Annotated in this window: 9 protein-coding genes; 5 read left to right on the forward strand and 4 right to left on the reverse strand. The window is 42.1% G+C overall.

Annotated features, from left to right (window positions below; genetic code table 11):
- Positions 1–38: 38 nt before the first annotated feature.
- The 4 genes from nhaA to nspC all read left to right on the forward strand — a co-directional run bounded on the left by nhaA (position 39) and on the right by nspC (position 7,182).
- On the forward strand, positions 39–1,184 hold the full coding sequence (gene nhaA / locus ACXJY6_RS08005) for a Na+/H+ antiporter NhaA (protein WP_456049616.1): 1,146 nt from the start codon (positions 39–41) through the stop codon (positions 1,182–1,184).
- Positions 1,185–1,759: 575 nt separating this feature from the next.
- Complete coding sequence (locus ACXJY6_RS08010; RefSeq protein WP_458767998.1) at positions 1,760–4,660, forward strand: pyridoxal phosphate-dependent class III aminotransferase; 2,901 nt, start codon at positions 1,760–1,762, stop codon at positions 4,658–4,660.
- Positions 4,660–5,904 (forward strand): carboxynorspermidine synthase, encoded by a 1,245-nt coding sequence (locus tag ACXJY6_RS08015; RefSeq protein WP_458767999.1) that lies wholly within the window; start codon positions 4,660–4,662, stop codon positions 5,902–5,904. Before ACXJY6_RS08010 ends, ACXJY6_RS08015 begins: the two co-directional genes overlap by 1 nt.
- A gap of 144 nt (positions 5,905–6,048) precedes the next feature.
- A complete protein-coding gene (gene nspC, locus ACXJY6_RS08020; protein WP_458768000.1) occupies positions 6,049–7,182 on the forward strand; it encodes a carboxynorspermidine decarboxylase in 1,134 nt (377 codons plus the stop codon).
- Positions 7,183–7,315: 133 nt separating this feature from the next.
- Here nspC and ACXJY6_RS08025 read toward each other — a convergent pair whose 3' ends face one another.
- A complete protein-coding gene (locus ACXJY6_RS08025) occupies positions 7,316–8,917 on the reverse strand; it encodes a methyl-accepting chemotaxis protein (RefSeq protein ID WP_458768001.1) in 1,602 nt (533 codons plus the stop codon).
- Between the two features lie 292 nt (positions 8,918–9,209).
- Positions 9,210–9,737 carry a glycine cleavage system transcriptional repressor gene (locus tag ACXJY6_RS08030; RefSeq protein ID WP_456049621.1) on the reverse strand — a complete coding sequence of 176 codons (528 nt, stop codon included), beginning with the start codon at positions 9,735–9,737 and terminating at the stop codon, positions 9,210–9,212.
- A 234-nt stretch (positions 9,738–9,971) separates the two neighbouring features.
- On the opposite strand from ACXJY6_RS08030, the gene ACXJY6_RS08035 reads away from it, so the two are divergent.
- A complete protein-coding gene (locus ACXJY6_RS08035) occupies positions 9,972–11,210 on the forward strand; it encodes a CinA family nicotinamide mononucleotide deamidase-related protein (RefSeq protein WP_458768002.1) in 1,239 nt (412 codons plus the stop codon).
- Between the two features lie 87 nt (positions 11,211–11,297).
- Here the strand turns inward: ACXJY6_RS08035 and yfaE are convergent, their stop codons facing one another.
- Positions 11,298–11,576, reverse strand: coding sequence for a class I ribonucleotide reductase maintenance protein YfaE (gene yfaE, locus ACXJY6_RS08040; protein WP_456049623.1), 279 nt, complete (start codon positions 11,574–11,576; stop codon positions 11,298–11,300).
- Positions 11,576–12,709 carry a class Ia ribonucleoside-diphosphate reductase subunit beta gene (gene nrdB / locus ACXJY6_RS08045; protein ID WP_456049624.1) on the reverse strand — a complete coding sequence of 378 codons (1,134 nt, stop codon included), beginning with the start codon at positions 12,707–12,709 and terminating at the stop codon, positions 11,576–11,578. The genes yfaE and nrdB overlap by 1 nt, the downstream gene beginning before the upstream one ends.
- Positions 12,710–12,749: the final 40 nt, after the last annotated feature.

The raw sequence follows: 12,749 nt of genomic DNA on the forward strand, positions 1-12,749 counted from the left end.
AACTAGTTAAGTCAGTGTTGGTTAAAAAAGGTACGAATATGGATAATTTTCTTCGCGATTTTTTCAAGAACGACTCATCAGGTGGGATTCTACTCGTTCTCGCGACCGCGGCAGCTATGATGTTGGCTAATTCAGGTTTTTCTGATGTGTATCACGGATTTCTTCATGCCAAAGTTGTCGGTATGTCATTGAGCCACTGGATCAATGATGGTTTGATGGCGGTCTTTTTTCTTTTGATTGGGTTAGAAGTTAAAAGAGAATTGCTTGAAGGTGCTTTAAAAACACGAGACAGCGCCATTCTTCCGGCTGTGGCAGCATTAGGTGGTATGGTAGTACCTGCGTTAGTGTACGCCAGTTTTAACATGGGTGACCCAGTGACCTTGAGTGGTTGGGCGATACCTGCGGCAACGGACATTGCGTTTGCTTTGGGTGTTATGGCACTGTTGGGTGATCGCGTACCTCTGAGTTTGAAAGTATTTTTGCTCGCACTCGCGATTATTGATGACCTTGGGGTTATCGTTATTATTGCTTTGTTTTACAGCAGTGACCTATCCACACTTGCGTTGACAGTTGGTTTTATTGCAACGACTGCCTTATTAATCATGAACTATTTAGGTGTGACTCGTTTGGCAGCTTACCTTGTGGTTGGGTCAATCTTATGGATTGCGGTGTTGAAGTCCGGGGTTCATGCCACATTGGCAGGGGTTGTTATCGGTTTTGCGATTCCTTTAAAAGGTAAAACTGAAGATGCACCATCACCATTGAAATCTCTTGAACATGCATTACACCCCTATGTCACATACGCGATTCTACCTTTATTTGCATTGGCCAATGCAGGGCTAAGCCTAGAGGGCGTTTCTATCGAAAGCTTGAGTAGCGCTGTTCCAATTGGTGTTGCGTTAGGCTTGGTGTTCGGCAAACCTGCTGGTATCTTCTTGTTCAGTTGGCTAGCAATTAAGTCGGGTGTGGCAAGTTTGCCCGTTGGTGCCAATTTACGACAAGTGTTTGCTGTTGCGTTACTCTGTGGTATCGGGTTTACGATGTCGATCTTCATCTCTTCGTTGGCCTTCGGTCAATTGCATCAAGACTTGGATACATTGGCGAGAATGGGGATTTTGATGGGTTCAACTATTGCGGCGGTCTTAGGTTATGTAGGACTTTCTCTATCACTACGAAAAGCCTAATGTAAAAGATTAATACACACTGGTTCCCATCGGATAAATCCCTAGCTTGGTCATTGGCTAGGGATTTTTTATTAGCGCTAACATTTTGATTTTAGAATGACTTCATTTCTTATGTTGATTATGTTGTTAATTACACAGCAAAATTCATTGCTTTTATCTCTATTTTTGTGGTAATTTCCGCAACAATCTCGGAGTAATTGTGATCTGGGGGATACGCGAAGTGAGCATTCAAGCTGATTGTGTCATTTCGTAGGGTAGGTACTGATAAAAGCCTATTTATCAGTAGAAGGGATACTCTTGTCGTGGGAACGGCATTAATTATGGGAAACCCAACAGTGAATATACGTACAATACCTTCAATAATCAGCTTTTTGCTACCAGAATGCCCTGTTTTAGAAAATAGAAGCATTACCGAACCTTGATTATCTAGGTCTATTCAAGTTTGCCATTTTAATTGGCTATTAACTCATCCTATTTTGCGAAATTTGGGTGGTTTGATGTTCGTCCGTTTTATTAATTCTTCAGTTTGATGGATGAAAACGGTTCGGTTTTGACATTTTTATAAGGGGCGCCTAATGAGCACAGCCTTTATCGTTGATGATACATTATCATCTCCATTTTCTAATCAAGTTCCTACGCCAACAGGAATTTATGATCTTACACCCGATCAAGTCTTGCTTGATCAAGAAGAGAATGAGTCTGCTGTTCGCTCATATCCTCGTCGTTTACCGATAGCGATTAAACGCGCCTCAGGTTTGCTGGTGGAAGATACGCGTGGTCAGGTTTATCTAGATTGCTTAGCGGGTGCAGGTACTTTGGTACTGGGCTATAACCATGCTGAGATTAATCAAGCATTAAAAGATCAACTTGATTCCGGTTTACCTTATCAAACACTTGATATTACTACTGAAACGAAACGAGATTTCATTAATCAAGTTAATGCGTTTCTGCCTAAAGAATTAGCTGATAACAGTGTGATTCAGTTCTGTGGTCCCTCTGGTGCCGATGCTGTAGAAGCGGCGATCAAGTTGGCGAAACAGACAACAGGTCGCAATACCATGTTTTCGTTTCGCGGTGCTTATCATGGTATGACAAACGGAACCATGGGCATGATGGGCAACTTAGGAACAAAAGCGCGCCGCACTGGCTTGATGTCAGATGTGCACTTTATGCCTTTTCCATATAATTTACGCTGCCCATTCGGCCTTGGCGGTGATGAGGGGGCGAAAGCCAGCATTCGTTACATCGAGCGCCTATTAAATGATGATGAAGCTGGGATAATGAAGCCAGCTGCCATTATTGTAGAGCCGGTTCAAGGTGAAGGCGGTGTTATTCCTGCACCTGCATTTTGGTTACGCGAATTACGTCGTATTTGTGATGATCACGGAATCTTATTAATTTTTGACGAAATTCAGTGTGGCGTTGCGAAAACCGGATACAACTTCGCCTTTGAAGAGTCGGGTATCGTTCCTGATGTTTTGTGCTTGTCAAAAGCGATTGGTGGTGGTTTACCCATGTCTCTTCTTGTTCTTAAGAAGGACATTGATACATGGAATCCAGGAGAGCACACTGGAACGTTCCGTGGTAATCAATTAGCGATGGTGTCTGGCGCAAAGGCACTCGAAATTATTCAACGCGATAATTTAGTCGAACATGCCAATATTGCGGGTCAATATTTGCGCATGGGATTGGAAAAAATCCAAAGCCGAGTTAATTGTATAGCGGAAGTACGTGGCAAAGGGTTGATGCTTGGCGTTGAAGTTAAGCAAACAAGTGGAGAGCTCAATAAGTTTGATGAGCCTCTACCGGATGGTGATCTAACCCTAAGAATTCAACGCGCAGCTCTGGAACGAGGATTGATGGTAGAAAAGGGTGGCCGAGACGGTTCGGTAATTCGATTCTTGCCGCCTATTATTATCTCGTTTGAGCAGATTGATTTTGCACTACGTGTACTTGAAGAGGCCATAATTGTGGCTGGTGGTGACTATAAGTCATCAAGCGATACGACCAGTGATTGGAGTGATCACTTTGTTCAAACTGGTCTATCGGGAAGCAATGAATTTGCGGCAGTACTCAATCACACTGCTTCATCTTTGAAGACCGTTTTTGAATCTGTGGATGCTCCTTATTCTGGCTTTGAACCCAAATTATTAGAAAAGATAATTCATGAAGTCGATATGGATCATCAAAATGCGCCATTGAAAGATGTGGTAAGCAATATGTCGGAATTGATCGCAAAAAATTCCATTATTGTTCAACATCCCGACTGCATTGCGCACTTGCATACACCACCACTTTTAGCATCGATTGTTGCTGAAACCATGATCGCGGCGTTAAACCAATCGATGGACTCTTGGGACCAAGCTTCGGCGGCAACGTACGTTGAACAGCGGGTGGTTGATTGGGTTTGTGATAAATACGATTTGGGTGATCAGGCTGATGGTGTGTTTACCAGTGGCGGAACTCAAAGTAATCAAATGGCGTTGCTGCTTGCTCGTGATTGGATTGCAGATAAACTCTCAGATCATTCTATCCAAAAACTCGGCTTACCGGATTATGCAGATAAGCTGCGAATTATTTGTTCCGAGAAGGCGCATTTTACGGTGCAAAAATCTGCATCGTGGATGGGATTGGGAGAGAAATCCGTCTTAACCGTTAGCTCTAACGCAAATGGCACAATGGATGTTTCATTGCTTGAACATGAGGTTACAAAGGCAAAAGAGGAAGGACTCATTCCGTTTGCGATTGTAGGCACAGCAGGAACGACCGACCATGGTGCGATCGATAACTTAAATGCTATTGCAGATGTCGCTGAAAAACATCAGCTGTGGATGCATGTTGATAGTGCTTATGGTGGCGCGCTGATGTTGAGTAGCCATAAAGCGCGGTTATCTGGTGTGGAGCGGGCGGATTCGGTGACGGTAGATTTCCACAAGATGTTCTTCCAAACAATCAGTTGCAGTGCGGTGCTGTTGAAAGATAAGTCACGCTTTAAGTATTTACTTCATCATGCGGATTACTTAAATCGTGAGCATGATACTTTGCCAAACTTGGTGGACAAATCGATGTCGACAACCAAGCGCTTTGATGCTTTAAAAGTCTTTATGACAATGCAAAGTGTTGGCCCTACAGCCTTGGGTGAGATGGTTGATCATCTCATCACACAGACAAAACGGGTTGCGGATAAAGTAGATGCGCTACCTTCGTTTGAGTTATTGGCAGAGCCGTCTTTATCGACTGTACTGTTCCGAGTTGTAAATGAAGAAGTAACAGATCTGGACGCCTTGAATCAAGAATTACGCCTTGAAGCGTTAACTCGTGGTATTGCAGTACTTGGTGAAACGGTTGTTGATGGAAAATCAGCACTTAAATTTACAATTTTGAATCCATGTTTAAAAATGTCGGATTTCGACGCATTGTTAACAAAAATTGAAGATCTAGCCGTGAGGCTAATCCAACAAAGGGACAGAAACTAATGTCTATTTTACAGATTGGCGCAGGTGGCGTCGGTTGGGTTGTTGCACATAAAGCAGCACAGAATAACCATATTCTCGGTGATATTACGATTGCCTCTCGCACGATAGAAAAGTGTGAAAAAATTATTGAGTCAATTAAAGGTCGTAATAACTTAAATGACTCGGCTAAGAAGCTCGAAGCTCGCTCGGTAGATGCCGATGATGTCGGAGCATTGGTTGTTCTCATTCAGGATGTTAAACCGGACTTGGTGATAAATGTCGGTCCTCCTTGGGTTAATATCACCATCATGGAAGCGTGTCATCAGGCGAAAGTGTCGTATCTTGATACCTCAGTAGCCGTCGACCTGTGCTCTGAAGGACAACAAGTACCACAAGCTTATGATTGGCAGTGGGAATTCCGTGACAAATTTAAAGAGGCGGGTATTACCGGTATTTTAGGGGCCGGCTTCGATCCTGGAGTGGTGAGTATTTTTGCCGCTTACGCAGTGAAGCACCTTTTCGATGAGATCGACTCAATTGATGTGATGGATGTTAATGCTGGCGATCATGGCAAAAAATTTGCGACTAACTTTGACCCAGAAACCAATATGCTTGAAATTCAGGGAGATTCGTTTTTCTGGGAAAATGGTGAATGGAAGCAGGTAGAGTGTCACTCACGGATGCACGAGTTTGATTTCCCGGTTGTTGGCAAGCATAAAGTGTATTCAATGGCGCATGATGAAGTGCGTTCACTAAAAGAATTCATTCCCGCGAAACGCATTGAATTTTGGATGGGCTTTGGCGACCGTTACTTAAACTACTTTAACGTGATGCGTGATATTGGTTTGTTAAACCCAGAACCAGTAACGCTACCGGATGGTCGTGAAGTTCAACCTTTGCATGTCTTAAAAGCACTTTTACCAGAGCCGACTTCTTTGGCTCCGGGATACAAAGGTAACACCTGTATTGGTACTTGGGTTCAAGGCACCAAAGATGGAAAACCTCGTAGTGTATTTATCTATAACATTGCGGATCATGAAGTGGCGTATAAAGATGTTGAACATCAAGCTATCGCTTATACCACAGGTGTTCCTGCGATTACAGCCGCGATTCAATATTTTGCTGGGAAATGGGCAGAGCCTGGCGTGTTTAATATGGAACAGCTCGACCCGGATCCGTTCTTAGACACAATGCCTACGCTTGGTCTTGATTGGGATTATCAAGAGTTGGATGTGCGTCAACCGGACATTCAGATTCTTAAGTAACGTTGTAACAGAATTAAAAGCACTTTATGTAAGTGCGCTTTTGTTATTGTAAACCTCAGCCATGGTAAATACTGTGGCTGTTTTTATTTTATTCGGAGCGATGAGCTGCTGAGCCATTATTCCGATGATTAGGAGTCGAGTAAGATGGAACTATCATCTCTTAATACACCTTATTTTATGATCGATGAATCTAAGTTGATTCGAAACCTCGAGATAGCGGCACGGTTGAAGACACTCTCTGGGGTTAAGCTGGTGCTTGCTCTTAAGTGTTTCTCGACGTGGGGCGTGTTTGACATCATTAAACCCTATTTGGACGGTACAACAAGCTCTGGGCCTTATGAAGTAAAATTAGGGCATGAGACGTTTGGTGGTGAAACGCACGCGTATAGTGTTGGCTACAGTGAGCGGGATGTTGTTGAAGTTGCGGATATCTGCAACAAAATGATTTTCAACTCGCAAAGTCAACTTGCCGCATACCGTCATCTTGTTGAAGGTAAAGCTTCAATCGGACTGCGATTAAACCCGGGTGTGAGTTATGCGGGGCAAGATTTAGCGAATCCAGCGAGAACTTATTCACGCCTAGGGGTACAAACGAATCATATTGAACCAGCGGTGTTTGAGACAATCGATGGTGTGATGTTCCATATGAATTGTGAGAATAAAGATGCCGACGCTTTTATTTGGTTACTTGATTCAATATCTAACGACTTTGGAGAGTACCTCGATCAATTAGATTGGGTCAGTTTAGGTGGTGGTGTGTTCTTCACATGGCCCGATTATGAAATTGAAAAGCTTGCTGCGGCACTGAGAGCCTTTGCTGATAAACATGGAGTTCAACTTTACCTAGAGCCGGGAGAAGCCATTATCACCAAGACGACAGACTTAGTGGTGACGGTTGTCGATATTGTCGAGAATGAAATGAAAACTGCCATCGTCGATTCTGCGACAGAAGCTCATCGGCTTGATACGTTAATTTATAATGAACCTGCGGAAATTTTAGAAGCTTCAGAAAATGGGCAATATGAATATGTCATCGGGTCGTGCTCTTGTTTGGCGGGGGACCAGTTCTGTGTTGCCAAGTTTGATCAACCCTTAGAGATTGGACAAAAGCTTCATATCTTAGACAGTGCAGGTTACACAATGGTCAAATTGAATTGGTTTAATGGTTTGAAGATGCCTTCGGTGTATTGTCAACGCCAAGATGGACGAATCGAAAAACTTAATGAGTTTGGCTATGATGATTTCAAACGTTCTCTTTCTCAGTGGTCGGTGAGCTAAGTGCTAGTGTTTGAAGTAACTGAAGCAAGCTAACTGATTGATTTAAGGTAATAAAAAACGCCAAAAGATTATTCATCTTCTGGCGTTTTTATTATCCTGTTGTTTTAGGATCGAGTATTGTTTGACCGAGTGTTTAAATCGTGAACTGGGCAAGCCTGTCATCGAGTTGACGAGACATATCCGCAAGTGTTTCACTCTCGCTGGCCAAATGATTGGCCGCTTGAGACATTTCTAATGCTGAATCACTGATTCCAGCGACATTACGGTTCATGTCTTCTGTCACGGCATTCTGCTCTTCAGCAGCGGTTGCAATCTGTACAACACTTTCATTAACATGGCGAATGTGTCCTTCAATTAAATCAAGATCAGAACCACAACTCTCTGCTTGTTTAACACTGTTATGAGCTAAGTCTTGACTGCGCTTCATTACATCAGCAGTACCCAAAGCTAAACCTTGTAAGCGGTTAATGGTGCTTTGAATTTCTTCGGTTGACTGGCTGGTTCTTGCAGCTAGGTTCCTAACTTCATCAGCAACAACGGCAAAACCACGACCTTGTTCACCGGCACGAGCTGCTTCAATTGCTGCATTAAGTGCTAGTAGGTTGGTTTGCTCTGAAATACCGGTAATTACGGAGGTGACTTCACTAATTTCCATCACGCCTTCTTTGAGCTTTTCGACTTGATCTGTTGCAGAATCTAGTTCAGTAACCAATGACTGAATACTCTCGACATTTGAAACTAAATCTTGGCTGCCTTTTCCTGCTTCACGAGTCGCTTCTTCTGTGTCATTTGCAGTGGATTCGGCATTATTGGCAACCTCAGCGACTGTCGTGCTCATTTGGTTCATCGCCGTGGCTAATTGATTTAATTGGTCGCGTTGACTCATTACAGCGGTCGATGTTTCTTCGGCTGAAGAAGCAATTCGAGTCGCTGCGTCAGCAAGGTTTCTCGATGACTGAACTGAGCTACCCAATGCTTCTCGAATTGACGCTAAACTTTTGGTAGTCTGTAACGCGACTACGCCAATCTCGTCAGTTCCATACGTGGGAATTTCGGCAGTAAGATCGCCCTTAGCAACTTTGTCCATAGCGCCCTGAATGGCTTTAAGTGGCACAACAATCGCTTTGCTAATAATGTACCCGCATATGCCCATCACAGCAGATATTGCTAATGTAATAAGCCCCATTTGAAGGTATTGCTGATTGATTTCTGCATTGATGGTATTTGTTAACATTCCAGCGCCAACAATCCAGCCAAGTGATGGAACCGAATCAACATAAGCGAGCTTGTCTGCTGGTTTACCATTGGTATCTTGCCATGGATACATTACAGTGCCACCTGCCACACCTACCTCGACCATCTGAAACCAAAAGTGATCCTTGGCATTGACATCACGACTCCCCATCTGTTTACCAATCAAACCTGCATTGGGGTGAGCCAAAAGATAGCGATTTGTGTCAATTACGTATAGATAATTATCTCCGTCAAAGCGAGTTGCATTGATAAGTGCTTTCGCTTGAATTTCAGCTTGGTCAGTGGGAAGTGTATTGGTGAGGTACTCGATTTGTGAAATAGTGGAATGAACGACCGCACTAAGACGTGCTTCTTTTTCATGGAATAAGTTTCGTTTAAGAGCGTTTTCGGATATGACGAGTAGTGCGATAAACCCTACAACACCCACACCAATGATCAAAGCAGGCTTGCAGCTCACTCTCATATTTTTTAAAAACATCAATGTTACCACCTTAGCCAAAGGACAAATTAGTTATTACTTTAAATGTATATATTTGAGTCTAAATTTATATTTTTTATTATGAGTATTGGTTTATATAAATATGCAATCAATTTCGTATTAATATTATGTGTTTAAGTTCGTATGTATATTATTGTCATTTAAATCATTAGCTTAAATAATAATAACTATATTTTTTATTCTTCTAACATATAGTTTTGAAATAGGTGATTTGCAAGATTTATTCGTCATAAGTGTATGAATTAAATAATATTTAGCATATGGCATTAATGTTTTATTTACATTGTCTATTTTCAAGCATTACCTTAGTTTCTTCACTTAATGATTCCAGCTCTTTTATTATGTCGTCGATAGAGAGTAGTTTTGGAAGTTTTACCGAAATATTAGCGGTAAAAATGGTTGAGCTTATTCCTGAATTACCCGTTATAAAAACACGCTGACAATTGAGATCGAGCACACGTACTCGTTGGCTGTCGAGCAGATGAGTAATGTCATTTACAATTCCAGCTCGATCTCGAGCATCCATACGTAGTTGGTAGATATGTTCATCGTTGTTATCGATGATTTGATTGCATTCGCTAACCTTGGCAGTTAAATTGGGATGAGAAATAAACGCATCAATTACCGCGTCCTTATGTTCAGTGGGTAATTCAATTTTAATTACGGCAGCGACTTGGCTATCGAGAAAATTGACTTTGCTGACGAGCCAAGTTCCAAAGTTTTCATGAGTTATGGTTGCCAGCTGTTGAATATCGCTCGGGTTTGCTTCACCGATGAAACTCACGATAAATGTAGACATCATAATTATTCTCCGACAGTTATATATGAGGTGATTCGTTTTATTCCTTATACTGTAATAGTTTAGATGCAGCAGTTTGAATTGCCGTGTTGTCGCTAGAAATTGCTGTTGGGATCTAACTTCATTGCGATTAAAATACAAAAAATGTGGATTAGGTAAAGTAAACCGTTATGTCCATTTCATTAAGTTCGCGTCATTATTGTCGATAGCACTAACCATCTAAGTTGAGAGTAAAAAATGTTAAAACTGGCAATGTTAAGTACTGGTGAAGAAGTGTTGCATGGGGATATTGTTGATACCAATGCTTCATGGTTGTCGGGTCTTCTTTTTGAAGAGGGATTTAGCTTATCAAAACGTTCTACGGTCGGCGATAGTCACCAAGCTTTAACCGAAGAGTTGATCTTACTGACGTTGAATTCAGATGTCCTAATCGTCAATGGGGGGCTTGGTCCTACATCCGATGATGTTACAACAGAAGTTGCTGCTAATGTCGCTGGTGTGGAATTAGAGCTGTTTCCAGATTGGCTCGAGCAAATGAATGCTTTTTTCGCAACTCGCAACCAAGTTATGCCCGATAGCAATGTCAAACAAGCCATGTTGCCAGCGGGCTCAACATTTATTGATAACCCAATTGGAACCGCATGCGGTTTTCAGTGCGTGATCAATGAGTGCCTTTGTTATTTTACACCAGGTGTACCGAGTGAATTTAAACGGATGGTTGTAGAACAAATTGTTCCTGATCTTCAACATCGTTTTCCAGAACTTGTTGGGTCGGATTGTCATCGTATATATACGGTCGGGAGTTCTGAATCTGAACTTGCTCAGTGGTTAGAGACCATTCCGTTACCTCCTGAATATCAACTTGGCTATCGTTCTTACATTCCTTTTATTGAAATCAAGGTTTTTGGGCCTAAAGGGGATTATGAAGGTGCGCTAGAGCTGATTGAACAGATTAGAGATAAGGTAGAAGACAAGGTCGTTAGTATCGATCAGACCATGTTGACTCGTTTAGGAGATTGCGTTGCCAAAACTGAAGTAACTTTAGCACTCGCGGAGCAAAGTACGCGTGGTTGGTTAAGTAATTGGTTATTTTCAGACCCGAGTATCAGCGAAGCGCGAGGCAGTTGCTGGATACTGAGTTCACACGTTGCTGGTGCCATGGATGATAAGGATGCGTTAAGTGCAGCATTAGCATTAGCTGCAGCGACAAAAGAGAAAAGTGCAACAGATATCGCCATCGCGACCGGAGAATATCGTAACCGAACCTTTACTTTAGCCCTGTCTACACCATACGGAGAATGGGCTCAGAGTCATTCATTCAATCGAGATTATTCCGATGAAGATAGTAAAATTGTTATTGGTACCATTGCCGCTGATATGTTGTTGCGCTATCTAACAGGTAAACCGGTATTTGGCGAATATCGTTTTTCTAAAACAATTAAGAAAATCTATTTGCCTATCGAATCATTAAAGTAGGTGAATTTTGAGGATTTATCAGCGACTCAAATGGGCAACATGCCCACTTGGGAAGCGATAAGACTGGAAGGTATAAAAAAGGGCAGGCTATGCCCTTTTTACATTTAAATGAACATTAACTTCTTCAAGTTCTACATCACCATTGGCTCGGCTAATACATGGGAGTACTTCGTCTCCAGAGGTATAGGCCATGGCAAAACCAACGTAATCGACGTTGCCTTTCGCTAATTTGCAGCGACACGCACCACAATGCCCTTCTCGGCATTGATATTCGACTTCTAAACCTGACTGTTCCATGGTTTCAAGAAGTGTGTTGGACGAGTTAGACTCGACGACGATTTTTTGGTTTATCCGTAGTTGTGACATTAGAGTTCGAAGTCCTCAAAGTCATCTAGGCTAACTTCATTATCAATTTGACCGACAAGGTATGAGCTTATTTCAGCTTCTTGTGGTGCAACTTGTACGTTATCAGAAGAAAGCCATGCATTGATCCAAGGAATAGGATTGCTAGTCGAATCTGGGTAAGCCACGCCTAAGCCAACGGCTTGCATTCGAATATTTGTGATGTATTCAACGTATTGGCACAGAATATCTTTGTTTAATCCAATCATTGAACCGTCTTTAAAGAGGTAGGATGCCCACTCTTTTTCTTGTTCTGCAGCTTGCTTAAACAGGTCAAAGCATTGCTGTTTACATTCCTCAGCAATTTGAACGAACGCAAAGTCATCTTGGCCATTGCGCAACATATTAATCATATGCTGTGTACCCGTTAAGTGAAGAGCTTCATCACGGGCAATAAGTTTGATGATTTTTGCATTACCTTCCATGAGCTCTCGTTCAGCGAATGCGAAAGAACAGGCAAAACTAACGTAGAAGCGGATGGCTTCTAAAGCATTTACGGACATTAAACAGAGATAAAGTTTTTTCTTCAAATCCATCAATGAAACTGTGACGTTGTCACCATTTAGTTTGTGTGTGCCTTCACCAAAGCGATGATAGTCATTGGTTGCTTGAATCAATTCATCATAATAATACGCAATATCTTTTGCTCGTTTGATGATTTCTTCATTTTCGACAATGTCGTCAAACACAGTACTAGGGTCATTAACGATATTACGAATGATATGAGTGTACGAGCGTGAATGTATTGTTTCAGAGAATGACCATGTTTCGATCCAAGTTTCGAGTTCTGGAAGCGATACCAAAGGAAGGAGAGCAACGTTAGGGCTGCGGCCTTGAATCGAATCGAGTAGAGTTTGATATTTTAGGTTAGAGATAAAAATATGTTGTTCATGCTCAGGAAGCTTATTGTAATCGATGCGGTCGCTTGAAACGTCGACTTCTTCTGGACGCCAAAAGAAGGACAGTTGCTTTTCGATTAGTTTTTCGAAGATTTCATATTTTTGTTGATCATAGCGAGCAACGTTAACCGGTTGCCCAAGAAACATTGGTTCTTTTAATTGATCATTTTTGTTCTGAGAAAAAGTGCTGTAAGCCATGTTTTGCCTCAACTTTCATAAGCCCTCTACCGAGGGCAAA

The sequence above is a fragment of the Vibrio phycocola genome (genome assembly GCF_054404255.1).